At 67.5% G+C, this 26,178-nt stretch carries 16 protein-coding genes and 7 pseudogenes; 6 read left to right on the top strand and 17 right to left on the bottom strand.

Features of this window, described 5'->3' with window-relative positions; genetic code table 11:
• Positions 1-126: 126 nt before the first annotated feature.
• The 3 genes and pseudogenes from OR16_RS46825 to OR16_RS35965 form a co-directional block, all read left to right on the top strand.
• Positions 127-225, top strand: a pseudogene (locus OR16_RS46825) (DsbA family protein); the annotation flags it as partial.
• 338 nt (positions 226-563) lie between these two features.
• On the top strand, positions 564-2,660 hold the full coding sequence (locus tag OR16_RS35970) for a putative bifunctional diguanylate cyclase/phosphodiesterase (RefSeq protein ID WP_006163914.1): 2,097 nt from the start codon (positions 564-566) through the stop codon (positions 2,658-2,660).
• A 285-nt stretch (positions 2,661-2,945) separates the two neighbouring features.
• Positions 2,946-4,356 (top strand): annotated as a pseudogene (locus OR16_RS35965) (trehalase family glycosidase).
• Position 4,357: 1 nt separating this feature from the next.
• On the opposite strand, the gene OR16_RS35960 reads toward OR16_RS35965, so the two are convergent.
• The 9 genes and pseudogenes from OR16_RS35960 to OR16_RS35925 form a co-directional block, all read right to left on the bottom strand.
• The gene (locus OR16_RS35960) at positions 4,358-5,125 is read right to left on the bottom strand and encodes an alpha/beta fold hydrolase (protein WP_006163912.1); all 768 of its coding nucleotides are present in this window, start codon (positions 5,123-5,125) and stop codon (positions 4,358-4,360) included.
• Positions 5,122-6,153, bottom strand: a pseudogene (locus tag OR16_RS35955) (M14 family zinc carboxypeptidase). The gene OR16_RS35960 and the pseudogene OR16_RS35955 overlap by 4 nt, the downstream one beginning before the upstream one ends.
• A 148-nt stretch (positions 6,154-6,301) precedes the next feature.
• Positions 6,302-7,012: an HAD family hydrolase gene (locus tag OR16_RS35950; protein WP_006163910.1), complete on the bottom strand. Its 711-nt coding sequence runs from the start codon at positions 7,010-7,012 to the stop codon at positions 6,302-6,304.
• Between the two features lie 137 nt (positions 7,013-7,149).
• Entirely contained in the window at positions 7,150-8,019 is an 870-nt protein-coding gene (locus tag OR16_RS35945) for a LysR substrate-binding domain-containing protein (RefSeq protein WP_006163909.1), read from the bottom strand.
• A 148-nt stretch (positions 8,020-8,167) separates the two neighbouring features.
• Positions 8,168-10,336, bottom strand: coding sequence for a phosphocholine-specific phospholipase C (locus OR16_RS35940; protein WP_043422477.1), 2,169 nt, complete (start codon positions 10,334-10,336; stop codon positions 8,168-8,170).
• Between the two features lie 79 nt (positions 10,337-10,415).
• Positions 10,416-10,592, bottom strand: coding sequence for a hypothetical protein (locus OR16_RS44725; protein ID WP_006163907.1), 177 nt, complete (start codon positions 10,590-10,592; stop codon positions 10,416-10,418).
• 30 nt (positions 10,593-10,622) lie between these two features.
• The gene (locus OR16_RS35935; RefSeq protein WP_043422476.1) at positions 10,623-12,638 is read right to left on the bottom strand and encodes a LamG-like jellyroll fold domain-containing protein; all 2,016 of its coding nucleotides are present in this window, start codon (positions 12,636-12,638) and stop codon (positions 10,623-10,625) included.
• A gap of 396 nt (positions 12,639-13,034) precedes the next feature.
• Positions 13,035-14,351 carry an MFS transporter gene (locus OR16_RS35930; RefSeq protein ID WP_006163905.1) on the bottom strand — a complete coding sequence of 439 codons (1,317 nt, stop codon included), beginning with the start codon at positions 14,349-14,351 and terminating at the stop codon, positions 13,035-13,037.
• A gap of 50 nt (positions 14,352-14,401) precedes the next feature.
• Complete coding sequence (locus tag OR16_RS35925) at positions 14,402-14,998, bottom strand: TetR/AcrR family transcriptional regulator (protein WP_006163904.1); 597 nt, start codon at positions 14,996-14,998, stop codon at positions 14,402-14,404.
• 152 nt (positions 14,999-15,150) lie between these two features.
• On the opposite strand from OR16_RS35925, the gene OR16_RS35920 reads away from it, so the two are divergent.
• Positions 15,151-15,915 (top strand): SDR family NAD(P)-dependent oxidoreductase, encoded by a 765-nt coding sequence (locus tag OR16_RS35920; protein ID WP_006163903.1) that lies wholly within the window; start codon positions 15,151-15,153, stop codon positions 15,913-15,915.
• Between the two features lie 76 nt (positions 15,916-15,991).
• Here the strand turns inward: OR16_RS35920 and OR16_RS42225 are convergent, their stop codons facing one another.
• From OR16_RS42225 to OR16_RS35890, 7 genes and pseudogenes are all read right to left on the bottom strand, one after another.
• Positions 15,992-16,156: a DUF2474 family protein gene (locus tag OR16_RS42225; protein WP_006163902.1), complete on the bottom strand. Its 165-nt coding sequence runs from the start codon at positions 16,154-16,156 to the stop codon at positions 15,992-15,994.
• Positions 16,156-16,751 (bottom strand): annotated as a pseudogene (locus tag OR16_RS35915) (cytochrome d ubiquinol oxidase subunit II). Before OR16_RS35915 ends, OR16_RS42225 begins: the two are co-directional and overlap by 1 nt.
• Before the next feature lie 5 nt (positions 16,752-16,756).
• Positions 16,757-18,211 carry a cytochrome ubiquinol oxidase subunit I gene (locus tag OR16_RS35910; protein WP_006163901.1) on the bottom strand — a complete coding sequence of 485 codons (1,455 nt, stop codon included), beginning with the start codon at positions 18,209-18,211 and terminating at the stop codon, positions 16,757-16,759.
• A gap of 417 nt (positions 18,212-18,628) precedes the next feature.
• Positions 18,629-20,170 carry an amidase gene (locus OR16_RS35905; RefSeq protein WP_006163900.1) on the bottom strand — a complete coding sequence of 514 codons (1,542 nt, stop codon included), beginning with the start codon at positions 20,168-20,170 and terminating at the stop codon, positions 18,629-18,631.
• Positions 20,171-20,245: 75 nt separating this feature from the next.
• Positions 20,246-21,331: a DSD1 family PLP-dependent enzyme gene (locus OR16_RS35900; protein ID WP_006163899.1), complete on the bottom strand. Its 1,086-nt coding sequence runs from the start codon at positions 21,329-21,331 to the stop codon at positions 20,246-20,248.
• A 214-nt stretch (positions 21,332-21,545) separates the two neighbouring features.
• Positions 21,546-22,133, bottom strand: a complete 588-nt coding sequence (locus OR16_RS35895) for a Bug family tripartite tricarboxylate transporter substrate binding protein (protein ID WP_006163898.1) — start codon at positions 22,131-22,133, stop codon at positions 21,546-21,548.
• Positions 22,134-22,184: 51 nt separating this feature from the next.
• Positions 22,185-23,561, bottom strand: a complete 1,377-nt coding sequence (locus OR16_RS35890) for a D-serine ammonia-lyase (RefSeq protein ID WP_006163897.1) — start codon at positions 23,559-23,561, stop codon at positions 22,185-22,187.
• Positions 23,562-23,710: 149 nt separating this feature from the next.
• Here OR16_RS35890 and OR16_RS35885 point away from each other — a divergent pair.
• Together OR16_RS35885 and OR16_RS35880 are read left to right on the top strand one after the other, a co-directional pair.
• Positions 23,711-24,684 (top strand): annotated as a pseudogene (locus tag OR16_RS35885) (LysR family transcriptional regulator).
• Between the two features lie 74 nt (positions 24,685-24,758).
• Positions 24,759-25,457: pseudogene (locus OR16_RS35880) on the top strand (sulfite exporter TauE/SafE family protein); the annotation flags it as partial.
• Here the strand turns inward: OR16_RS35880 and OR16_RS42220 are convergent.
• Positions 25,442-25,867: pseudogene (locus tag OR16_RS42220) on the bottom strand (YhjD/YihY/BrkB family envelope integrity protein); the annotation flags it as partial. The pseudogenes OR16_RS35880 and OR16_RS42220 overlap by 16 nt on opposite strands.
• Positions 25,868-26,178 lie beyond the last annotated feature (311 nt).

Below are 26,178 nucleotides of genomic sequence, written 5' to 3'. Positions count from 1 at the left end.
TCGATCCGTGCAAATTAAGCTGGTGACTTCCTTGATCCCCCGCCATGTGAGGAAGTAACGGCCGTGAGCCAAGTCACGATCCACAATGCGCGCGACGCCACCAACCAATCCCAGGAAGCACTGATCATGTCCGGCCTCACCCTGCATTACATCTACGACCCTCTGTGCGGTTGGTGCTACGGCGCTGCGCCGATGTTGCGCGCCGCGCGCGCCGTCCAACCTTTGCCCTGCAAAGCGAAGCCGATCGTTTCGCCGTGCTCGACGTGGGCCCGTTCCTCGGCGAGGCGGCGGCGTGGCAGGAGAGCCTGGCGCGGGCGGTTGCGCAGGCGGGTGGACCCATCGAAGCGGGCGGCCCGGATCGCGTGGACGGCCCGGTGTGCGACGCGCAGGGCTGCGCTTTGCCCGCGCGAGGGTAAATTTCGGGCCCGCAATGCCGTTATACCAATCGACGTCCCGGCACACAGGCCGCGCCGGTTCCGTCGATTGTCGTGCATGTGCGGCTTGTCCTCTTCATCGGGGCAGGCGCTGCACGAGACGGCATCGACCCTATCTTCGTACCCTACATGCCGCACATCCAAGGCCCTCCCGGCGAGACCGAACTTTTTCGCACGCTTGTACTGGGCGTGACCGATTACGCGATCTACGCACTGGATCCTGCGGGGCGCGTGAGCAGTTGGAATGCTGGCGCCCAGCGGGCCAAGGGATACACCCGGGATGAAATCCTGGGCGCGCATTTTTCATGCTTCTACACTCCGGAGGATCGCATCGCGGGGCTTACGCGCTTCTGGGCCCACGTGCTCATCACGCCGATCTTCGATCGCGCCGGCAAGCAGCTTGGCTATGCCAAGGTCACGCGCGACATGACGAAGCAGAAAGCCGATGCCGAACGCCTCGCCGAGGTGACGCACACGCTTGACCTGGCACTGGAGAACATGTCGCAGGGCTTGTGCCTGTTCGATCCGGCCGGCACGATCATCCTGACCAATCGGCGCATGGAAGAGATCTTCCGCGGCGCGGGCGCGGCGCTGGCGCCAGGCGCGGATTTTCTGGCCCTTTGCCGCACCATGGCCGGCGTGCGCGAGAGCGAAATGGCGGCGCCGAACGCGCTGGCCGGCCGCCTTGGCGGCGATGCGCAGGCCGAGCCGGGCCACCCCGACGGCCGCGCCGAGCAATACGCGCAGGCGCTCTTCGATCGGCACCGCGAGATCCTGCGCCGCCACAAGCAGTGGCGCAGCGTGGAAGCCCTGCCCGACGGCCGCGCCATTGCGTTGTCGCACAGTGCCATGGCCGACGGCTCGTGGGTGACCACCTGCGAGGACGTGACCGAGCAGCGCCGCATCGAAGCCAAGATCCAGCACATGGCGCGTCACGACGGGCTGACCGGCCTGCCCAACCGCAGCTACTTCAACGACTACCTGGATGAGGAGCTGCTGCGCGCGCAAAAGCAGGGCAGCCGGGTGGCAACGCTCGGCATCGACCTGGATCGCTTCAAGGAAATCAATGACCTGCATGGGCATGCGGCCGGTGACACGGTGCTGCGGGCCGTGTCCCAGCGCATCGCCGGCCAGCTGGAGCCGGGCGAGTTCATTGCCCGTATCGGCGGCGATGAGTTCATTGCCGTGAAACGTTTCGAGCGGCAGGCCGAGCTAAGCGACTTCAGCGCGCGCCTGGTCACTTGCCTGAGCGAGCCGGTGCGGCTCGAGGGCTTCGACCTGACCACGGGCGCGAGCATCGGGATTGCGATCTATCCCGGCGACGGCGCGCATCGCGACCAGCTGGTCAGCAATACCGACCTGGCGATGTACCGCGCCAAGGGCAGCTTGTCCGAATCGATCTGCTTCTATGAAAGCCGCATGGACGAGGCCGAGCGCGAGCGGCGCGCGCTGGCCGGCGAGCTGTGGACCGCCATTGCCGCCAACCAGTTCGTGCTGGACTACCAGGTGCAGACCGCCATTGCCAGCGGCGAGGCGATCGGCTGCGAGGTGCTGTTGCGCTGGCTGCACCCCGAGCGCGGCCTGATCCCGCCCGACAACTTCATCCCCCTGGCCGAAGAATGCGGCGCCATCCTGCCGATCGGCGAGTGGGTGCTGCGCACGGCGTGCCGGGAAGCTGCGCAGTGGACGTTCCCGCGCAAGATCTCTGTCAACCTGTCGCCGGTGCAGATCACGCACGGCAACCTGGTCACGCTGGTGGCGCAAGTGCTGGAGGAAACCGGGCTGGCGGCGGGCAGGCTGGAGCTCGAAATCACCGAGTCGACCATCATCGGCGACAAGGAGCGGGCGCTGGATATATTGCGCCGCATCAAGGCGCTGGGCGTGACCATTGCCATCGACGATTTCGGCACGGGCTACTCTTCGCTCGACACCTTGCGCGCCTTTCCGTTCGACAAGATCAAGCTGGACCGCACCTTTATCGCGGAGATCTCCGACAGCCAGCAGGCCAAGGCCATCATCCGCGCCATCCTGGCCCTGGGCCAGAGCCTGGCAATCCCGGTGCTGGCCGAGGGCGTGGAGACCGACGAGCAACTGAGCCTGCTGCAGGCCGAGGGCTGCGACGAAGCGCAGGGATTCCTGCTTGGCCGCCCGCAGCCGCTTGAGCATTTTCGTCGCGCCCATGCCGTGATCGGGCCGGGTCTGGTGAGGGAGACGCTGGCACCTTAGGTGGAGCATCCGCCATGCTTGTTCGCCGCGGTGGAACTCGCCTGCGTGCCAGCCACTCTCACCCCCATGCGGCGGCGTCCAGCGCCGCCGCATGGATAAGAAGGGGCGGCAGTGGCATCACGCACCACCATCGAGGAAGGCGGCTCGGCCAGCTCGCCCCATGTGCGCGAAGTGGACGATCCCACCGGCGGCCAGGCACTCGCCCCGCACCGCTTGCCGGGCTGCGCGCACGCCGACCCCCTCACGCCCGCCGATCGCTACCAGGAGCTGTTCGTGGCGGTGCAGATGGGCCGCGTCTTCCCCGACAGCAAGACCTTCACCGACGCCATGCCCCGCCAGGATCCGGCAACCATCCTGGCCGCCTATCGCGCTCGCGCCGGCGAGACCGGCTTTGACCTTGCCGCCTTCGTGCATGCGCACTTCGTGCTGCCGGAGGTGCCGCGCCGTTGCTACGAATCCGACCCCGACCAGCCGCTGGCCGACCACATCGACGGGCTATGGGCGGTGCTGACCCGGCATCCCGCGCGGCACCCGCCGCAATGCTCGCTATTGCCGCTGCCGCATGCCTACGTGGTGCCGGGCGGCCGTTTCTCCGAGCTCTACTACTGGGATTCCTACTTCACCATGCTCGGCCTGACCGGCAGCGGGCAGGCCGGCCTGCTACGCGGCATGGCGGATAATTTCTCCTACCTGCTCGACACCTATGGCGTGATCCCCAATGGCACGCGCACCTACTACCTGAGCCGTTCGCAGCCGCCGGTGTTCGCGCTGATGGTGGAGCTGTTCGAGGACCATGGCGTGCAGCCGGAACTCGCCTATCTGCCGCAGTTGCGCAAGGAGTACGCATTCTGGATGCGCGGCGCCGGGCATCTTGCGCCCGGGCAGGCTTGCCGGCGGGTGGTCCGGCTGGCCGACGGCAGCCTGCTGAACCGGTACTGGGACGAGCGCGCCACCCCGCGCGAGGAAGCCTATATCGAGGACGTCAGCACGGCCGCGTTGTCCACGCGGCCCGCGGCCGAGGTATTCCGCGACCTGCGTGCCGCGGCCGAATCGGGCTGGGATTTCAGCTCGCGCTGGCAGGAACCCGGCGGCGGGCTGCAGAGCGTTCGCACCACGGCAATCCTGCCGGTGGACCTCAATTGCCTGTTGTTCAAGCTGGAACACAAGCTCGCCGAACTGGCGCAGGCTGCTGGCGACGCCGACGCACCGGTCTTCCTGCAGCGCGCGCAGGCGCGCTCGCGCCAGCCTGACGGCGGCCACGGTGGTGCCGCTCTACGTCGGCGCAGCCAATGCCGCGCAGGCGGCCCGCGTGGCGCAAACCGTGGCAGCACGGCTGCTGCAGCCGGGCGGGCTCGCCACCACCGAGCACATCAGCGGCGAGCAGTGGGACCAGCCCAACGGCTGGGCGCCGCTGCAGTGGCTGGCGATCGGCGGGTTTGCGCGTTACGGGCAAGGCGCGCTTGCGCACGAGATCGCGCATCGCTGGCTGCTGACCGTTGCGAGCTTTTACCAGCGTGAATACAAGCTGGTGGAGAAGTACGCCCTGTATGCCGCGGAAGATGGCGCGCTGGGCGGCGGGGGCGGGGAGTATCCGTTGCAGGACGGCTTTGGCTGGACCAACGGTGTGGTGCGCAGGCTGCTGCAGGAGCACCCCGCGCATGCGGCTTGCCGCTGCCGTGCGGGTGTGAAGCCGTAGCCTATCGTTGGCGCTGGCCGGGGGCCGCCAGCCATCGCGCTACCGTCGCGGCCAGCCAGGCCGGATCGTCGTGCGGCAGATCATGCCCCGCCCAGGGATGGCGGCGATGCTGTGCGCCCCATGCCTGGGCAAGGTGCGCGGAGCACACCGGGTCGACCAGATGATCCGCCGCCGACGACAGTACCAGGGTCGGGCAGGCCGGCGGCGTGCGCGGCGCGTGATAGCGCGCCGCGGCCCATAGCTGGCGCAGGGCATTGGCCCGGCTCACCGGCGCGCTGCCGCGAATCGCGCGCCATGCGGCGACATCGGTCTCGATGGCCGCGCTGGCGTTGCAGGTCAGCCGGTAGACGATGCGCTCGCAGTAAGGGGCGTTGTGCCAGCACAGCGCCATGCCGAGCAGTGCCGGCCAGTTGCGCGGCGGCAGCCGCTCGGCCACGCTGCAGAAGGGCCGCATGCTGGTGTTGACCAGCACCAGCGCGCCGATCTCCTCCGGGTGCCGCTGCGCCCATTCCGCCGCCACCATGGCGCCCAGCGACATCGCCAGCAGCCGGTACGGCCGCGCCAGCCCCTGCCTGGCGGCCCGCTCGCGCAGGAACGCCACCATCGCAGGCACGCCGGACGGCGCGCGCCCGGCCACCTCCACGCCGTTGCCAGGCAGGTCCAGCATGGTGACGGGCCCGATGCCGGCGCTGGTTTGCAGCACCCCCGGCAAGACGCCCCAGTGCCGCGCTTCGCGCGTCAGGCCGCGCAGCAGGATCCAGTCGCTCATCCGGGCGGTCCCCAGGGCCACTGCGCGTTGGCGCGGTCGAGCAGTTCCTGGCGGCGTTGCCCGCGTGGCAGCCAGCGCTCGGGCGCGTAGGCCACGCGGGCCAGGAAATCCAGCAGGTTGGCATGCCGGCGCAGCACGCGCGCGGTGCGATGCGCCTTGACCGGATTGAAGAAGCCCTGGCGCGAGAACAACTGGCGGGGATTCTTCTTGATCCACAGCCAGGAACCCAGTTCCAGCGTCATCGGCAGGAAGATGTTGCCGGGCGGCGTGTGGTCGTAGGCCCAGTCCCACAGGTCGCCGTGCAGCAGGTACTGGCGGCTCTGCGGCTCGAAGGCGTAGCCGTGGTGTGGATGCGCCTGCTCGAACATGGTCTTGAGGGCATACATCTCGGGCAGGTGCGGCATGGGAGCGGCGGTGCGCGCGTAGGGAAACCAGATACTGTCGCCCCAGCCGTAGCCGGAGTGGCAATCCAGCGCGAAGCTCAAGGGCCGCCCCTGCAACTGCTGCTCCACCACTTGCAGCATGACCGCGCTTTCCACCTCCATGGGCGCGCCGAGCTTGCCGCGGTACCACGGCAGCCAGGCCCCCACGCGCTGGCCGCCCGCCAGTGGCGGCACCCGGCCAATCGCGTCCTGCGGTGCGTTGCGCATCAGGTCCACGCCATTGGGGTTGGCGCGCGCGCCGGCCCACATGCCGCCCGGGTTGACGATCGGCATGAACACGAGCCGCACCGATTGCAACTGGCGTTCCAGCAGCTCGTCCCACTCCAGGCGCCACAGCAGCATGCGCATATAGTCGAGCAGCAGATGCGTGCCGATGCGCTCCAGGCCATGGATGCCGGCAAAAAAAACCGATGGCGGGCGCGCGTGGATCGTTCGCCCCGATGCTGGCGGTGTAGAGGGGAAAGCGCTGGCCGCCGCGTGCACCTCGCCGACGCGGCAGGCATCCAGGCGGCTGGCGCCGGCTTCCAGGATGCTCTCCAGTTGCTGCATTTCAGCGAAACTGCCTGCGTTGGGTGGCTGCGCCATGGGCGAGGGCGGCTCCTTGGGGGGGCGATGCGATAGTCGATTGTCAGGGCGTCAACGTCAATATAGGCGCTGGCGGCCAGTCGGGTTACAAAAGCGTGCCCGCCATCATCCCCCCGTTTTGTGAAAGCCCCGTGACTGGCGCGCAGCGTCAGGCCGTGGCTAGTGCCGGCGCGGGCTCGGCCGTGGGTGAAGCAAACAGCATCAGCAGCGGCCAGCCGCGCGTGTCCGCCAGCGCGCGCAGCGCGGCATCCGGGTTGGTGGCCACCGGATGGCTGACGGCTTCGAGCAGCGGTATATCGTTGCGCGAGTCGCTATAGAACACAGTGCGCTCGAACTGCGCCCACGCCATGCCGAGCGAATCCAGCCAATGCGTCACGCGCTCGATCTTGCCCGCCCCGAAGCTCGGCACGCCTTCCAGGGCGCCCGTGAAATTGCCCGACGCATCGCATCCGGCCTCTACCGCCAGCAGGTGCGCGACGCCGAGTGCCTCGGCGATCGGCTCGGTGACGAAGCGGCAGGTGGCGGTGACGATGCAGCAAAGATCGCCGGCGTCCTGGTGCGTGGCCAGCAGCGCGCGCGCTTCCGGGCGGATGGCCGGCACGATCACGTCGCGCATGAAGCCGCTGCGCAAGGCCTCCAGGTGCGCGCGCGGATGGCGTGCCAGCAGGCCTAGCGCAAACGCGGCATGGCGGTGGAAGTCCAGGCGTCCGGCGGTGTATTCGGCTAGCCATAGCGCGTTGTTGGCTTCGACCTCGCTGGCATCGGCCGCGCCGGCGTCCACCAGGTAGCGTGCCCATTCATATTCGCTATCCAGCGGTAGCAAGGTGTGGTCAAGGTCAAACAAGGCAAGGCAGGACATGCGCCGTCTCCGGTCGGAAAAGCGGCAAGCATGCCTACCCGCAATGACCCACGGATGAAGCGCGGCGCAAGAATCCCAATACGGTTATCAGGGATTTTTGCCGGCGTTGCGCCGCTTGCTCACGCCGCCGATGGCACTTACGCCGCCTTGCGCGGCGCGAGGCATTCCAGGAAGGCGCCAATCAGCCGCGTATGCGTGCGGCCCTGCAAGCAATAGAGGTATTCGTGCAGCACTGGCGGCTGGCTGGCAAACGGCACCACGCACAGCGCCGGGTCGCGCGGCACTTCCCCCAGGGGCACCACACTCGCGCCAAGCCCCTGGCGAATGGCTTCGTAGATGGCTTCGCGGCTGCCGATCACGGTGCTGGACGGCAGCGGCAGGCCGGCGTCGTCCAGCGCGGTCTCGGTGGCCTTGCGCGTCATCGAGCCGTGCTCGCGGATCAGCAGGTGGCAGGTTGCCAGCTGCGCCAGGCTGACGCTGGGCGCGCGCGCCAGCGGGTGGGCGGGGTTGACCACCAGCACCATCGGGTCGGAGGCCAGGGTGATGCGGGCCAGGCGATCGTCGTCGACGGCATGCGAGGATACGGCGACGTCGATGCGGTACTCGATCAGCGCATCCAGCATCTGCTGCGAATTGCCGATATCGATGCTGATCTCGATGGCGGGATAGCGCTCGCGAAACGCGGCCACGCTCTTCAGGATGTAATAGGGCCCGGTAGCGCCGATGCGCAGGTGGCCGAGATGCAGGTTGCCGGCATTGCGCAGCAGGAAATCCGCGCTGCCTTCGTGCTGCATCAACTGCTCCACCACCGGCATCAGGGCCACGCCGACGTCGCTCAGGTCGACGCGGCCGGCGCGCCGGTAGAACAGCTCCACACCGTAGTTCTCTTCCAGCTGGCGGATGCGGCCCGTGACCGTGGGCTGGCTTACGCGCAGTTGCTTGGCGGCGGTGGTGATGCTGCCTTGCCTGGCCACTTCATAGAACGTCGTCAGCAGGTCGCCGAGCATGGGGGGTTTCCGTGGGGATTACGAGAAGCGCGCCAGTCTAGCGGCGATTTATGACAGTTCTTCGCCGCGCGGCCACGGGCGCGGCGGCGCGGCGAAGAAGCAGGGATGGCAGGCAAGCCCGGGCCGGCGCGTGCGGCCCGGGCTGCGTTCAGGGCACTGCCCGTGCGGGCTTGCCCTGGGCGGGGTCGGAGACGCCGTCGGCGCCTGTCTCCAGCCGGCCGGCGAAGCGGCGCCGGAAGCTGCCCTGGGTGGTGGTCACGACGAAGTCGTACCAGTTGCCTTGCAGCCCCACGGGCCAGTGCTGGTCGAGCTGCTTGCCCGCCGGGATGTCGAAGGTCCAGGGGCCGTCGTCGCGGTAGGCGGCGGGCGTGACGGTGAAGGTGCAGGCCGTGGCGCCGGTATTGATCATGGTCAGGTAGACCGCGGCATTGGCGATGTCGTAGCACACCCGGATTTCCGGCGCGGTGCCGCCGGCTGCAGTCACGGTGCTGACGTCGCCCTGGAAGGCGCGATGGAAGCCATTCGGGCCCAGCACCCACAGGTCGTATTTGCCGTTGTCAGCGGCGAAGACGTCCCAAACGCCGTTAAGCTGCTTGCCCGGTTCGACCGCATAGCGGCGCGGCACGCGGTCCAGGTGCAGGCGGTCATAAACGTGGAAGACCGCGGTGGCGGTGCCGGTGTTGCTGAACAGCAGCCACATGCCCTTGCTGTTGGGATCCTGGCGGCCCGGATCCTCGCGGCCGCTGACATGCAGCTCGTAAGGCAGCGCGCGCGAGGGCCGCGTGCCCACCGGCTGGGTGGCCGGGTTGGCGGTCTGGAAGGCCACGGTGGGCAGCGCTACCTGTGCCTTGGCTTCCTGCGCGGTGCGCACGCCGTCGGCAACGGTCTTGGTGCGGTTGGGGATCGCAGGCAGGGCCGCGCTGTTCGGGCTGACGAAGTTGAATGCCGACAGCATGTCGCCGCAGATGGCGCGGAGGTACGGGCTGATATTGATCTCGGCGACGCCGAAGCGCGCCTCCAGGAAACGCAGCACCGAGGTGTGGTCGAACACCTGGGAGTTGACCCAGCCACCACGGCTCCACGGCGAGACCACGTACATCGGCACGCGGGGGCCAGGGCCGTAGGGATGCAAGTCGGTGTGGTACTCACCGTCGGTGGCGACGGTGGACTTGCCGGCGAGCACGCCGTTGGCGTCATAGGCAGGCGCGCAGGGCGGCGGCACATGGTCGAAGAAACCGTCGTTCTCGTCGAAGTTGATCAGGAGCACGGTCTTGCTCCAGATGTCCGGGTTGGCCGTCAGCGCATTGAGCACTTCCTGCGTGTACCAGGCGCCTTGCACCGGGCTGGACGGCCCCGGGTGCTCGGAGTAGGTCGCCGGCGCCACGATCCACGACACCTGCGGCAGGCTGCCCGCGGCGATGTCATCCTTCAGCGCTTGCAGGAAGCCGCCGTCCGGCATGGTGTTGCCGATGCCCTTGATGAGCGGGTTGATGACGTCGTCGGCGATGGTGTAGGGCGGGTAGGGGCTGCCATTGGACGTATTGCCCCGCGCCTCGTTGGCCTTGCGGTACTGCACGAAGCCAGCCAGCGGATTGTCGGTGAAGTTGTCCGGCATGTTCTGGTACAGCTTCCAGCTCACGCCCGCCGCCTGCAGGCGTTCCGGGTACGTGGTCCAGCGGTAGCCGCCGGTGGAGGCGCCCATGGAGTCGCCGCTGTTGTCGATCACCGGGCCGCCATTGGCGCCGGTGGGGTCGTTGGTGCCGGTCCAGTGGAACAGGCGGTTGGTGTTGGTGCCGCCATGGAAGCCGCAGTGGTAGGCGTCGCACAGCGTGAAGGCATCGGCAAGTGCGAACTGGAAGTCCAGCTCGGTCTGGGTGTAGTAGCCCATCGACTGGGTGTTCTTGTAGGTGGGCCACTTGTTCATGCGGCCCAGGTCCCAGGCGTTCTGGGCGTCGGGGTAGCTGTGCGGCGTGCCGCTGACGCGTTGCGCATTGCCGGTGGTGCTGTCCAGATGGTAGGGCTGCACGATGCGGTTGGTGAAGGTCTGCTGCCAGACGTTCAGGCCGCCGGCCAACGGGATCGTAAAGCGATCGCTAAAGCCGCGCACGCCCTGCAGCGTGCCGAAGTAATTGTCGAAGGAGCGGTTTTCCTGCATCAGGATCACCACGTGCTCCACATCGCGGATGGTGCCGGTGGCGTTGTTGGCGGGAATCGCCAGCGCGCGCCGGATCGACGGCGGGAAGGCGGCCAGCGCTGCGGTGGCGGCGGCGCTGCCACCGGCCATCTTGAGGAATTTGCGTCTGCTGTGAAGGCTCATCTTTGTGTTTTGCTGGACTGTTCGGTTCGTGCGGGGCATAGGGCATGCCCTGCGGTGCGCTACTGTTAGCGGCTGTTCGTTATGGCGCGCAACGCAACTGCGGCGTGACCGCGGGCGGCTGCCCGGGCTGCCCGGGCTGCGCCGGATCGGCGGGCTTGCTGTCGTTGGAGTCGCCGCCGCAAGCTGTCAGCGTGGCGCACAGCACCAGTGCCGCCAGCCAGCCCGGCTGCGCGAAGAAAGAGATCGAAGGCTTCATGGTCACGTTTGCTCTCGGGGGAAGTGGGTATCAGGGGTTGAGCGTGGACAGCGGCTGGCGCGAGCCGGCAATGGTCTGCAGCTCGGCCAGGCTGAGCTGGCGTGTCCACATGGCCAGGTCGTTGAACTCCATCACGCCCTTGAGCGCGCCGCTGTTGTTCGGCACATAGGCATGCGTGGCATCGTCGTTGATGCCCCAGACCTTGGTGGCGAGGCCGTTGAGCTTGGTCACATCGGTGTTGGCGATGGCCTTGTTCTCGGTTTTTTGCAGGCCGAGCGCCGGGTCGATGATGTAGGCGCTGAAGGTCTTGGCCGTGGCGTTGACCGACAAGGCCACGTAGGCCCACTGGTTGGCGCTGAACTTCATGCCCTGGATGTCATCGCGCTTGCCGCCACTGCCGATGTTGAAGCGGATCTCGCAGCTGCCGAACAGGCCAAGGGCGATGCCGGGGTTGCTACCCGAGACATAGTTCTTGTTGGACAGGATCGGCTCTCCGGTGCCGTTGCCCTGGGTGCAGTCGGACTTGAACCAGAAACCGATCGTGAACTGCGGGCTGAGCGCGATATCGGCGCCGCTCTGCGTGAGCTGGTAGGCATCGATTCTCGAGTCGACCTTCAGCGACTTGCCGCCGAAGTTGTCGCTGCCGAGCGAGCCGCCGTCGGTGCCGGCTACCCACGGGCCGATGGTGGTGGTGCCTTTGGCGTCCACCGCCGGCAGGGTCTCGAAGCTGTAGTAGGCCGCGAGGTTGTTGCGCAGCGTGTCGGCCAGCACAATCGGCTTGACGTAGTTGATCTGCGCCAGCAGCGAGGTGGGCACGCCATTGCGCACCAGCGTGTAGTTGAAGCGGTACACGCCGCTGGCCGGCGCGGTGATCGACTTGTCCTCATAGGTGGACGTGCTGCCCGGCAGCGTGGCGACCTGCACGCCGTCGCGCAGCAGGGTCATGTCGCCGGTGGCGGTGGTGGGGTTTTGCCATGACAGCACCACCGAGGTGTTGCTGCTGCCCACGACAGACTGCATGGCCCGCGCGCCTGCGTTGCCGGCCAAGGCCGAGCCATCGATCTGGTAAGTGGCGGCGGGCAGGGCCGCGCCGACATGCGCGAGCACGGTCGGCAGCAGGTCGGCCTCGGTTGGCAGCGCCGCCAGGGTGTCCGCGCTAGCGGGCGCGGCCGGGAGGTTGCTGGCCACCGCTGCGTTGAAGGGCTTGTTGAGCGCGATGAAGGTGGTGCGGTTTTGCACCGTCGGCAGCGTGGTGGTGGAACCCGTCGCGTCCAGGCCGTGGCTGGTGGTCACGGCTACCAGCCAGTCTTCATTCGCATTGGCCTGGCGGCTCGCCTGCACGGCGGCCAGCAGCTTGCCGAGTGCCTGGTCGAAGGCGGACAGCGCGGTGGCGTAGCTGCCACCCTGGAAGCCTTGGGCGGCGGCGGCCAGGCCGGGAGCGCTGAACTGGGTGAAGACCACGTCGTAGCCGGACTGCACCAGCTTCACGCCCTCTTGTGCCACGCAGTTGTCGTCAGCGGTGCAGTCGCGCATCGAATCGAGATTGCCCGCGGCCACGTCGGCCTTGAGCAGTGCTGGCAGCACGGGCGCGCTGGAAGCGACGCCACGGCGCAGCTGGCTCGAGCCGGCGTTGGCGCGCAAGTACTGAAACAGGCTCGGCGTGCGCATGCCGGTGGCCACGGCAACGTCGTCGCTGACGCCGTGGCGGTTCGCCCAGTTGCCGGCGAGGACCGTGGCCCAGCTCGGGCCGGCAAGCGGAACCTGCTCGGTGGTGGTGCCGAGCCGGCCGCCGGTCGATGCTGGCGTGATCGACAGCGTGGCCAGGTTAGGCAACGTGCGCTGGGCGATGCCGCTCTGCAGCTGGCTATAGGTGGCGCCATCCACGCCGACCAGCAGCACCTTCTTCTTGCTGCCGACGCCTGCGCCGCTCACGTTGTTCTGATCGGGTGTCACCACTGCCGGCGAGTCGCTGCCGCCGCCGCATGCCGCTACCGTGCCCGCCAGGGCCAGGCCACATGCCATGCGCGCCCGCTGTTTCCATGCCATATCCGGTTCCTCTTTTCTGTTGTCCAACGTGGCGCGCCGCTCTGGCGGCGCGTCCAATCACACTCCCCGTGACGCGTTGGCAGAGTAAGAAAAGGGGTTGTCATGCGGGTGACAGGGAGGCAAAGAATGCTGATGCGCCCATTTGTATTCTTGATGGGACAGGCATGCGGAGGCACACGCCCTGCCAGGATGGCGCGCTGGAGGAAGACGAAAACGCGGAGAACGTGGAAAAATGCGCGGCTGCGGGAATGGCCGCGGAAGACGACGAAAGGTGGGGAAGCGGCGGGGAAGTGGCGGGGGAACGGGGAGGTAAGGCAGCGATCAGGCCGGGATCAGGTGTGCCGCGTTGCCCCGGTCATGACGGGGCAACGCGGGCGGCAGCGAGCGCCGCGGACGTCAGGCCTTGGCCGCCTGCGGGGCCGTGCCGCTGGCCTGCGTGTTCGGGCGCCGGACCATCAATGCCAGCAGCGCGGCCACCACGCACGCCGCGCCGGCGGCGTACAGCGCCGGTGTATAGGTCAGCAGCAGGGTGCGGGTCAGGCCGGCGCCAAACGCGGCCGTGGCGGCGCCGACCTGGTGGGCGGCAAAGATCCAGCCGAACACCATCGGGGCACGCTCCTTGCCGAACACCGAGCCAGCCAGCTTCACCGTGGGCGGCACCGTGGCGATCCAGTCCAGGCCGTAGAACATCGCGAAGATGGACAAGCCGTACAGCGTGAATGTGGAGTGCGGCAGCCAGAACAGCGACAGGCCGCGCAGGCCGTAATACCAGAACAGCAGCTTGCGGCAGTCATAGCGGTCCGACAGCCAGCCCGAAAGGATGGTGCCGACGAAGTCGAATGCGCCCATCATCGCCAGCGCGCCGGCGGCCGGCACGGCGGCCATGCCGAAGTCCGCGCACAGCGAGATGAAGTGCGTCTGGATCAGGCCGTTGGTGCTCAGCCCGCAGATAAAGAAGGTGCCGGCCAGGATCCAGAAGGTCTGGTTGCGGGCGGCGTCGCGCAGCACCACGAACGGGCCGCGCAGGGTCAGCGGTGCGGGTGCACTGGGTGGTGCCGGTGCGGCGTGCACATGCACCGGCACCTCGCCAAACGCGGCCAGCCCCACGTCGGCGGGACGGTTGCGCATGAAGCAGAACACCAGCACGGCCAGCAACGCGCACGCGAACAGCACCGGCAGCACCGCGGTGCGCCAGCCCATATGCTCGATCAGCCAGGCGGCCACGGGCAGGAACGCCAGCTGGCCGGTCGCCGAGCTCGCGGTCAGGATGCCGATCACCAGCCCGCGCCGCGCGCTGAACCAGCGGCTGGCGACCACGGCCGCGAGCACCAGCGCGGTCAGGCCGGAGCCAACGCCGAGCATCAGGCCCCAGGCAATGAACAACTGCCACAGCTCGGTGGCCACGGTGGCCAGCGCCATGCCGCCGGCAATCAGCGCCAGGGCAGCCCAAACCACATTGCGTACGCCGAAACGCTCCATCAGGATCGCCGAGAACGGGGCCATCAGGCCGAACAGCGCAAAGCGGAAGGCGAGGATGGACGAGATCTGATCCGTGTCCCAACCCATCTCGCGCGTCAGCGGCTTGAGAAAGGCGCCGGGCAGGCCGAGCGCGGCCGACGTAGTTAGCATCACACAAAAGGTGATGGCAGCGATCAGCCACGCATAGTGGATGCCGCGCCGGTCGAGCCGGCTGGAAAGCGCTTGAGCGAACATGGATGGAGGTCCAGGGGGAGTGGGTTTGTCGTCGGCGTTGGCCGTTGTTGTTACCGCGAATTCGAGCCCAGCAACATGTCCCGCGCCGCAGCCAGAATGTCCTCGGAAAGGGCATCGCCCTCGGTGGCGCGCGCGAGTGTCATGGCGCCCACCAGCGTGGCCAGTTGGCCCAGCGCCAGCTTGCGGCGCTCGGCCGGGTCGGCATGCTCGATCGTCTTCATCCAGTCCTCGACCATGACCTTGAAGCCATCGACGTAGACCTGGCGTACCGGCTTGTCCGCGGGCTCGCGGGCAACGTCGCCCGCCAGCGCCACCGCCGCGCAGCCGTCGCCGGGGCTGGCGCAATGCGCCTGGGTCAGGTAGGGCCCGACCAGGTTGGCGCGCATGGCCTGCTTGTCGCCCTCGGCGCGCTCGATGCGGCGCGACCAGCGCCGCGCGGATTCCTCGAAGGCGCGCTTGCTCGCCAGGGCGGCCAGTGCGTCCTTGGACGAGAAGTGCCCATAGAAGCCCCCGTGCGTGAGCCCGGCGCCGGCCATCAGCTCGGCCACGCTCACGCCATTGAGCCCGCGTTCGCGGAATAGCCTGGAGGAGGCCTGTTCGATGGCCTCCCTATGCTTGTCTGCCTGCTCTCGTGATGCGCGCGCCATATCGAACTCTCCTGCTGAAACTTTGCTTGACCGGATTTTAGATGACGGCCATAATTTATTCAATAGATGTTGCTCATCATTTAAGCGAACGCCGCCATGGCATCACCGATGCAGGCGGCGTTGCCTTCCTTCCCTCACCAGGAGATTCCGTCATGCTGAACTTGTTCGATCTCACCGGCCGCGTTGCCGTCATCACCGGCTCCACCAAGGGCATGGGCCTGGAAATGGCCCGGGCGCTGGGCGCCAGCGGCGCCGCTGTCGTCGTTTCCGGCCGTGACCAGGCCACTGCCGAAGCGGTAGCGGCCGAGCTGGAAGGCGAGGGCTTCAAGGCCAAAGGCATTGCTTGCGATATCGGCAACGTGCAGAGCATCCAGGCATTTGCCCGGCTAGCGCTGGACGCCTACGGCCGGGTGGACGCGCTGGTGCTGAACGCGGCCGGCAGCGGCACGGCCGGCGCGTTGCTGAGCCAGGGCCCGGAGGCGTTCGAGCAGGCCATGGCGGGCAATGTGCGGGGCAATCTGGTGCTGGTCAATGCGCTGGCGCCGCAAATGATCGAGCGTGGCGATGGTGCTGTCATCTTCATGTCGAGCATCGCTGCCAAGCGCGGCTCGGCCATGCTCGGCATGTACAGCATCACCAAGGCCGCCACCGACGGCGCGGTGCGCAGCCTGGCGCTGGAGCTCGGGCCGAAGGGGATCAACGTGAATGCGATCAACCCCGGGCCGGTGCGCACGGAATTCTCGCGCGAGGCGCTATGGGGCAACCCGGAACAGGAGGCGCGCCTGGCCGCCGGGATTCCGATGCGCCGGATTGGCGAGGCGAAGGATGTGGCGGGGCTGGCCGTGTTGCTGGCATCGCCCGCCGGGCGGTTTATCCACGGGCAGAGTATCGGGGTGGATGGGGGGCTGTCGGCGTAAGCTGGCGCGTAGTTTCCGGCTGTGCCGGTTTGGTGATTGCTTCAATGCACCAAACCGGCACACGATCACGAGCACCTCAGCTATGCATCCCGGCTAGCCGCATCAGCAAGCGTAGCGCCAACGCCGCCACACCCAGGGCCGCCACGCTGGCCACCCATATCAGCACCATCCACCCGACCCGTTTCAGCCACGGCTTGGGCGCATCATCCTGCGCTCGCCTGCGATGTTGCGTCGCAGCCATCAGTGATACCCCTCGCCGTGTTTCACCTTGCCTCGGAACACGTAGTACGCCCACACCGTGTACATCAGGATGAAGGGAATGATGAACAGCGCCCCCACCAGCGCAAAGCCCTGGCTTTGCGGCGGCGAGGAGGCGGCCCAGATCGAGATATCCGGCGGCACGATGTTCGGCCACACGCTGATCGCCAGCCCGCTATAGCCCAGGAAGACCAGCGCCAGCGTGTACATGAACGGCGCCAGGTGCGCATGCTGCTGCAACGAGCGGATCAGCCGGAACATGGCAAACGCCACCAGCAGCGGCACCGGCGAGAACCAGAACAGGTTGGGCAGGCTGAACCAGCGCTCGGCAATGCGCGGCTGCGACAGCGGCGTCCAGATGCTGATTGCCACGATGACCGCCAGGCGCCCAGCACCAGCCAGGTCTCGTTGCCGTCCCACACCGGTGCCACGGTGTTCATCATCACATCGCGGTCATGGCGGTCCGGCACGAACGGATACAGCATGCCGATGCCCAGGTCGAAACCGTCCATCACCACATACATCATCACGCCAAAAAAGATGATGACGGCCCAGATCAGAGAGAGGTCGATGCCCATGATGATCAGCTCCTGCTATCGGCCAGACGGTTAGTGGAGGCGACCGCGTTCGGTACATCGCCAGGATCGTCCACGGCCGACAATGGTCTGGCAGGCGTACCTTCGACGCCGTGGCCACCGTCGGGTTGCGGATCGCCCTCATGCTCGACCGGGCCCTTGCGCACCAGCCGCATCATGTAGGCGATGCCCACGCCGAACACGAAGAAATAAGCCACCACGAACAGCGCGAGCGAGAACGCCAGCTCCGGCACGCCGTGCGGCGAGACCGCGTCTGCGGTGCGCATCACGCCGTAGACGATCCATGGCTGGCGCCCGATCTCGGTGGTGAACCAGCCGGCCAGGATCGCGATCAGCCCGGCCGGGCCCATCCATAGCGCCATGCGCAGGAACGCGCGCGAGTGGAACAGCGTGCCGCCTCGGCGCAGCAGCAGGCTCCAGAGGCCGAGCAGGATCATCAGCATGCCCAAGCCCACCATCACACGGAAGCTCCAGAAGATGATGGTGGAGTTGGGCCGGTCCTGCGGTGCGAACTCTTTCAGGCCCTGGATCTGGCCATCCAGGCTATGGGTGAGGATAAGGCTGCCCAGGCGCGGGATCTCTACCGCAAAGCGGGTTTCCTCGCGCGCCATGTCGGGCCAGCCGAACACGATCAGCGGCAGCGGTTCGTCGCCGTGGTTTTCCCAGTGGCCTTCAAGCGCGGCGATCTTGGCCGGCTGGTGCTTGAGCGTGTTGATGCCGTGCATGTCGCCAATGACGGCCTGGATCGGCGCCACGATCAGCAGCATCCACATCGCCATCGACAGCATCTTGCGGATGGCCGGGTTGTCGCGCCGGCGCAGCAGGTGCCAGGCCGCGGATGCGCCCACGAACAGCGCGGTGGCGAGGAAGGCCGCCACGCTCATATGCACGAGGCGGTACGGGAATGACGGGTTGAAGATGACCGCCAGCCAGTCCACGGGCACCACGCGGCCATCGACGATCTCGAAGCCCTGCGGGGTTTGCATCCAGCTATTGGAAGCCAGGATCCACGTGGCCGAGATCAGCGTGCCGAGGGCCACCATCAGCGTGGCGAAGAAATGCAGGCCAGGGCCGACCCGGCTCCAGCCAAACAGCATCACGCCCAGGAAGCCCGCCTCCAGGAAGAATGCGGTCAGCACCTCATAGGCCAGCAAGGGGCCGGTCACGCTGCCGGCGAAGTCCGAGAAGAAGCTCCAGTTGGTGCCGAACTGGTACGCCATGACCAGCCCCGACACCACGCCCATGCCGAAGTTGACGGCAAAGATCTTGGACCAGAAGTGATAGAGGTCGCGGTAGACCGTGTTTTGCGTGCGCAGCCAGCAGCCCTCCAGCACGGCCAGGTAGCTCGCCATGCCGATGGTGATGGCCGGGAAGATGATATGGAAGGAAATCGTGAAACCGAACTGGATCCGTGCCAGGTCGAGTGCGCTCAAACCAAACATAGCTTGATCTCCGTGGGGCATTGGGAACGGGCCCGGCCGGCCAGCTCGGGCGCGGTCCATGCACGTTGCGTTGCAGGCGCAAGCGTACGCGCACGTAGAGTAGACCACAGGCGGAGCGTCCAGAGGTGCGCTTTTTCGTGGGCTGGGTGGCGGAGCAAGTGGCCGGGGGATGTGGCAGGCAGAAGGAGATGCGCCGCCGAGGCGGCTGGGCTTGAAGCAGGGATGTCCATGGGTGGGGTCAGCCGTGAGGCTGGGAGGTTGGCGGTATGCCATGGACAACATGCTACCGGTAGCTTGCGATGGATAACAGAAGCAACGACGAAGAAAAAGACCGGATCAGTTCCGTGCCAACGACGCCTTGTGCAGAAGACGCCGCAGCGTTGATTGGCAATGCCGTGTAGCGCGGCAGGGGCCGCGCTACACGGCCGATACCGAAGCGGAACCGCCCGACGAGCCGTCCAGCACTGGCGGCGCGGTGACGATCGATTTCAGGTCCGGCACCGCGGCGCGCAACTGGTCCAGGCGCGGCAGCGGACGGCGCAGTGCGTCCGACCCCGCAAAGGCTTGCTCCATGGCGTGCGCCACGCCCAGCGTGTGGTGATCGGCGCGGAAGCGTCCCACCACCTGCAGGCCGAACGGCATGCCGGCATGGTCCAGGCCGCAGGGCAGGCTGATGGCGGGGTGGGTGGTGAGCGTCACCACATAGGTTGGCGCCAGCCAGCGGTAGTAGTTCTCCTGCGGTTCACCATTGATGGTCTCGGCGTAGAGGCTGGTCCACGGGAACGGCGAGACCGGCGTGGTCGGGGACAGGATCACGTCGTAGTCTTCAAAGGCGGCCTGGAAACGGCCCAGGATGCGGGTCTGCTCGGCCTGCGCCCAGGCGCTGTCGCCCAGCGACATGGCCGCGCCCATCACGTAATTGGCGCGGGTGTTCGGGCCCAGGCTCTGCGGATCGCGCTGGTAGGCCTCGTGCATGCCAGCGACAAAGCTCTCGGCGCGCAGCACGTCGAAGCAGCGGTGCGCCTCGCCCAGGTCGAAGCGGATTTCGTCGCAACGGCGGAACAGGTGCCGCATGGCCGCGATCTTGTCGCGCATGACCTGGCGGATCTGGTTGTCGACCGCGCAGACGCCGAAATCCTCGGTCCATCCCACCCGCAGCGAGCCCAGGTCGACATTGGCCGGCAGCAGGAAGGACATCGGGTCGAGCGCATAGGTGAGCGGGTCGCTGGCCGAGACGCCGGCCGAGGCCGCCAGTTGCAGGCAGGCGTCGGCCACGGTGCGGCCCATCGGGCCCACCACGGAGATTGGCGTCCAGCCGAGCAGCTTGCGGGAGCTGGGCACTACGCCGGGCGACGGGCGGAAGCCCACCACGCCGCATTTGGCCGCAGGGATGCGCAGCGAGCCGCCGGTGTCCGAGCCGGTGCACACCGGCAGCATGTCGGTTGCCAGCGCGGCAGCGGAGCCGCCCGAGGATCCCCCTGCATTCAGGTTGGGGTTGAAGGGGTTGCCGGTGGCGCCCCACACCGCGTTGCGCGAATTGGCGCCCGCACCCATCTCCGGGATGTTGGTCTTGCCGGTGACGATGGCGCCGGCCGCGCGCAGTCGGGCGACCAGCACGTTGTCGGCGCTGGGCACGTTGTCGCGGTACAGCGGCGAGCCGTAGGTGGTGAGCAGGCCTGCCGTGGCTTCCAGATCCGTGGCTTCCAGATCCTTCACGCCCAGCGGCAGGCCGTGCAGCAGGCCCAGCGGCGCGCCGTCGAGCACGGCGCGCTCGGCCGCGCGGGCTTCTTCGCGGGCGCGGCCGTAGCAGGTGGCGGTGATGGCGTTGATGAAGGGGTTGACCGCCTCGATGCGGGCGATGCACGCCTCCAGCAGCTCAACGGGCGAGATCTCCTTGCTGCCGATCATGCGGCGCAGCGCCACGGCGGATTGGGCGAGCAAGCTATCGTTCTGGGTCATGGTGACACTCTCTGGCATGGGGGGTGAAGCACCGCGCCGGCATGGCAGGCGCGGAGCCATTGCATTCGGATCGTGCTAGCGGCTCAGCCCGCGCGCCGACACCGGCCACAAGCAGGCCACGGACTGCCCGCGCACGCCCACGATCTCGTCGTACAGGTTGAGGGTGGGGTCGCAATGGCCAGGCACCAGCAGCACCTGGCTGCCGAGGTCCGGCAGGTCCGCCGCGCTGGTCCCCGGGAGGGGCTCGACAATGCCGTGCTCGTCGTTGGCCGCCACATAGGCCAGCGCGCGGTCTTGGCCATTGGCGCCCCACACCAGTGGCAGGCCGGAATCCACTGCCATCGATTTCAGGCCCGCATCCAGCACAACGCGGGGAGAGGGCTGCGTCGCCGCCGCCACGCTCATCACGGTGGTGGCGATAAACAGGCTGTGCTCGAAGCGCAGCGCGCCGCTGTAGTCGTTGCGGCCGTAGTCGGCGTCCATGAAGACATACGAGCCAGGCTGGATCTCGGTATAGACGCCGCTCTTCAGGTCGAACTCCACGCTGCCGCTGCCGCCACCGGTCACCGTTGCGCAAGCCACGCCGGCCTCGGCCAGTTCGGCGACGATGGCGGCGGTGCGTGCCGCGGCATCGGCCGCTGCCTGCCGGCGCGCAGCGTAGTCGCGCACATGCTGGATGCCGCCGTGATACGCCTGCAAGCCGCGGAACGCGAGTTGCTTGTGCGCCGCGATGGATTGCACCAGCCGCAATGCGCCAGGCGCGTCGGCCACGCCGCAGCGTCCCTGGCCCACGTCAATCTCCACGAACACGCCGATGGTGCTCCCGGCTTGTGCCGCGGCCTGCGCCAGCGCGGCAACCTGCCGCGCGTCGTCAACGCACACGCTCATCCGCGCATGCCGCGCCAGGCGGGCCAGCAGCGCGGCCTTGGGCGCACCGGCAATCTCGTTGCTGATATGGATGTCCGTGACGCCGGCCTGCACGAACGGCGGCGCCTCGCTGACCTTCTGGCAGCAGATGCCGGCCGCGCCGCGCGCGATCTGTGCCAGCGCTATCTCCGGGCATTTGTGCGCCTTGGCATGCGGGCGCAGTTGCACGCCAGCCTTGTCTGCGGCTTGCTGCATCTGCGCCAGGTTGCGCTCGAACGCGTCGAGGTCGAGCATCAGCGCCGGCGTGTCGATGGCGGCCGCGGGCTGGCCGACGACGGCGCAGGCGTCAAGCTGCAGGGGGCGGAAGTGGAATCGGGGAGCGTCATGGGTCGGGCCTGTCGGGCTGTCACGGGCTGTCTCGGATTGTTCTGGGCGGTGGTGCTTGCGATGATGTGGGCTGGAGGCGGGCGCTGTCAAACCGCGCCCACCCCGATACATTGGCGTGCGTTCAGTCCGCCGTGATATTGGCACGTTGCGCAATGGCGCGCATGCGTGGCAGCTCCTTGGTGATCAGCGCGGTCACCTCCGCGCCCGTGCCGTAGGACGGCTCGAAGCCATTGTCCAGCAGCTTCTTGCGGGTGTCCGGATCGGCCATGGTCTCGGCCAGTGCCTTTTCCAGCTTGGCTTTCACCTCGGGCGGCAGGCCGCGCGGCGCCACCACGGCCAGCCAGGTATCCATATCGGTACCCGGGTATCCGCTTTCCGCGACAGTGGGCACGTCGGGCAGCAGGGACGAACGCTTGGCGGTGGTGACCGCGATCGCCGTGTAGCCATCCGGCGCGGCCTTGGCCACCATGCCGGCACCGACAATGGTGCCGGCGCCCGGCCGGTTGTCAATCACCACGGTCTGGCCCAGGTGGTCGCCGAGCTTCTTCGCCAGCAGCCGGCCGATCACATCGGTGGCGCCGCCGGGCGGAAAGGGGATCACCATCTGGATCGGGTGCGTGGGGTAGGCCTGGGCCAGCGCGCTGCCGGCAGGCACCGCCAGGCAACAGGCGGCCAGGCATGCAAGCTTGAAGGTGTGGACGGGTTTCATGCAGACTCTCCTGCGTTTGGCAATCAGGGGTGGGGGATGGCGGTGCGCGGATCAGTTTGCGAGCGCGGCCGCCTTGTCCAGGAAACCTTGGTGCTCCGTTTGTGGCACGAACAGCCCGCCGGTGGTCCACACCAGGTGCGTGGCTTGCGGCATGGCGGCTTCGAGCTGGTGCCGGGCCAGGTAATCGCGCCCCGCAGCACTCTCGCACAGCAGGCGTGGCCCGCTGAAACCGGCCGCGGCCGACGGCTCGATGCGCAGCCCTTCGGTGCGCCATGCCAGCGCCAGGTGCGCGAACAAGGTGTCGTCCGCCACCGTGAACACGCCGGACAGCAGCGGGCGCATGACGGCGGCGGCCAGCTCGGAAGCGCGCGGCACGGCCAGGCCATCGGCCTCCGTACGGTTGCTAAGGCCAAAGTCATAGACAGACGGGTTGCCAGCGCCCGCCATCATCTGCACCAGGAAGCAGGGCGACTGGGTCGGCTCGGCAAACAGGCAATGCACGTGCGGCCCAAACAGTTGCCGTATGCCGAAGGTAATGCCGGCGGGCGCGCCGCCCACGCCGCAAGGCAGGTAGACAAAGAGCGGGTGCGCGGCATCCACGCGGATGCCATGCGCGGCGAGTTGCTGGCGCAGGTGCAGCGCCGCGGCGCCATAGCCCAGCAGCAGCGACAACGAGCGCTCGTCGTCGACGAAGTAGGTGAACTCGTCCTGCTGCGCCTGGCGCCGGCCTGCGGCGACGGCCTCCTCATAGTCGCCAGCGTGCTCCACGACCTCCACGCCTCGGTTGCGCAGCCGTGCCTTCTTCCACGCCTTGGCGTCCGACGACATATGCACGGCCGCGCGAAAACCCAGCGCGGAGGCCATCACGCCAATGCTCAGGCCAAGGTTGCCGGTGGAACCCACCGCCACCTGGTAGCGCGCGAACAAGGCGCGCGCAGCGGGCTCCTTCAACGCCAGGTAATGCGCCGGCCCGTCGCGGCCGGGGCCGAGAAGGCCGTGGCGCAGCGCCAGGTTTTCGGCGAATTCCAGCACCTCGTGGATGCCGCCGCGCGCCTTGATGGAACCCGCGACCGGCAGGCTGTGGTCGGCCTTGACCCAGAGCCGGCCCTGGCTTTGCGGCAGCCCGAGGGCCGCCTGCATGGACGCCACGGGCTGCAGGGGCGACTCGATGACGCCGTTCGTCTCGCTCAGTTCAGGGAACAGCACCGGCAGCAGCGGGGCAAAGCGGGCAAAGCGCGCCTGTGCGGCCTCGACATCAGCTAGACTAATGCTTCGTTTACCCGCGGCCTGGGCGTGAGGCGGCGTCCCGGTGCGCGCCGGATTGCACCAGAGCAATGGGGTGGCTGCGGCCAGGCTGGCGCGCAGTGCCGCTGCATGATCGGGGTCGCCGACGGTAGGTCGGTTCTTGGCTGAAGGCTGGTGGTTCATCGGAAAGGGATAGGCTGCTGCGGGTTCCAGGGTGATTGCATTGTTGGCCCGGACGGTACCGGTGGCAATCCATTTATACTTGGTAAAACATTAGTATTACTAATGACAATCCGGGGGCGGATATCGGATATGCGTATCGGCGGCCACTTATGAACACCTTGTTATCGTCTTCCCTGCTGAGCTGGCTGCGCTGTTTCGAGGCGTCGGCGCGCCATTGCAACTTCACTCACGCGGCCACGGAGCTGTGCGTGACGCAAGGCGCGGTCAGCCAGCAAGTGAAGCAGCTGGAGCAGTGGCTGGACCGGCCCTTGTTCCTGCGCACGCCGCGCGCACTGGTGCTGACGCCTGAAGGCGAGCGGTTGCGCTTTGTGCTGCGTGAATCCTTCCAGGCCATCGAAGGCACGCTCACCCAACTGCGCAAGCCGCGCGAGGCCGGCCCCATAGCGCTGAGCTGCGCGCCGTCATTTGCCATGCGCTGGCTAACCCCGCGGCTGGGCGATTTTTTTCGTGATCACCCCGAGGTGGGCCTGCGCGTCTATGGTGAGTTCCACGCGCTGGACCGCACCCGGATGGTGCGCGATGGGATCGATGCTGCCGTGCGCTTCGACCTGGGCGGCTATGACGACCTCAAGGCCCGGCCGAATGGCTGCTGCCGGTGGCCAGCCCCGCCTTCCTGGCCGCGCACCCCGGTTTGCGTACGCCGCGGGACCTGAAGGGCGCCTGGCTGCTGCACGATGCGAGCCCGTGGGATGGTGCGCAAGCGTTCGACGAGTGGCGGCACTGGCTGCGGGTGGCGGGCGTGGAGGGGGAGGTGGGCCATCTCGACGCGGGCCAGCGCTTCAACCTGTCGCAGCTCGCCGTGGGTGCGGCGCTGGCCGGGCAGGGCATCGCCATGGGGCGCTCGGCGCTGGTGCTGGAAGATATCGAGGCCGGCCGCCTGGTCGACCTGTTCGGCATCCATGCGCGTTCGCAGGCGTCGTACTTCTTCGTCTGCGCGCATGGGCAGACGCCGCATATCGCCATGGTGGAGGACTGGCTGGCGGCCGAGGGCGCGCGTTTCGACGCGGCGCGGGCCAAGGCGCTCGCCGTGCCGGCACGCGGCGCGAAGGCCACCGGAAGGTGACAAAGCGCGCAATCCCCGGCATAGTTTGCGGCTTTCGCGCGGCATAGCGCGGCTTTCGGGCAATCGACCTACCGATGGATTTTCCTGTCCTGATCCTGGCGCTGGGCGCCATCGTGGCCGGCTTCGTGCAAGGCTTGTCCGGCTTTGCCTTTGGCATGGTAGCCATGTCCTTCTGGGTCTGGACCGTGGAGCCGCGCCTGGCCGCGACGATGGCCGTGTTTGGCTCGCTGACCGGGCAGGTGGTGGCGGCGGTGGCGGTGCGGCGCAGCTTTTCGCCGCGGCAGTTGCTGCCCTTCTTGGCCGGCGGCATCCTGGGCATTCCCATCGGCGTGGCGATCCTGCCGGCGCTCAACCCCGACGTGTTCAAGGCTTGCCTGGGCGGGCTGCTGGCCATCTGGTGCCCGCTCATGCTGATGTCCAGGCAACTGCCGCAGATCCGGGCCGGCGGACGGCTGGCCGATGGCGTGATCGGCGCGGCCGGCGGCATCATGGGCGGCATCGGCGGCTTTACCGGCGTCATCCCCACGCTGTGGTGCACCCTGCGCGGGCTGGCCAAGGACGAGCAGCGCGCCATCATCCAGAACTTCAACCTGGCCACGCTGGCCGTGACCATGGCCACCTATGTCGGCACCGGCATCGTCACGCGTGACATGCTGCCGATGTTCCTGGTGGTGGGCCCGGCCATGCTGGTGCCCAGCGTCCTCGGCGCACGGCTGTACATCGGCATCAGCGAGATCGCATTTCGCAGGATCGTGCTGAGCCTGCTGACCGCAAAGTGCCGGCGCCGGATCGCCACCCGGTGCACAAAGATCACCGACATGGCGTTCTCCAGCACCGTGAACGCCAGCGAGCTGAAAAAGACCATGCTCGCCAGCAGCACCCAGCCGATCACCCCGCGGTTCGCCAGGAAGCTGGCCAGCTCGCTGACCAGCGCGCGCGATTGCCCTGGCAGCAGCCACTCCAGGTAACGCGACAGGGTAGCCAGCAGCGAAGCCGGCTCGATGACATGCGACAGCGCGATCACCATCAGGATCAGCAGCGGCACGATCGACAGCAAGGCGTAATACGCCACGGCCCCCGCCAGCAGCAAGCCCTGGTTGGCACGGAAATGCCGGAGCGTGCGCAGCACGAAGCGGCCTGGGTGCTTGAGCACCAGTCGGGCGCGTGCGTCGAGTATCGGCATGGCGGAGGATGGGTTAGTTTGTCATTGCAGCGATGGCGGAAGAAAGCGCAGGTCAGGGCGCATCGTGGCATGGGAGGCCACTTTTACGCCGCATCCGTGTTCTCTCAATGTGGCGCATCGCGTGCCGCGCGACAAGCCGTGCTTATCCTACATGGCTTGCGTCATTGTCTGACAGACATGCCGGCTGGCACGGCTATGCTTGGAAGAAGCATGGCGCGCGCAGCGCGCGCACACCCATTGCCGCGCTGGCATTCCCGCGATACGTACGCGACCTTCACGACAGGAGCCGCAATCCCATGGCTGATCTGAAC

The sequence above is a fragment of the Cupriavidus basilensis OR16 genome (genome assembly GCF_000243095.1).
GTDB classification, from domain to species: domain Bacteria; phylum Pseudomonadota; class Gammaproteobacteria; order Burkholderiales; family Burkholderiaceae; genus Cupriavidus; species Cupriavidus basilensis_D.
The sequence above is the reverse complement of the archived record's forward strand: the minus strand, read 5'-3'. Positions and strand labels throughout refer to the sequence as shown.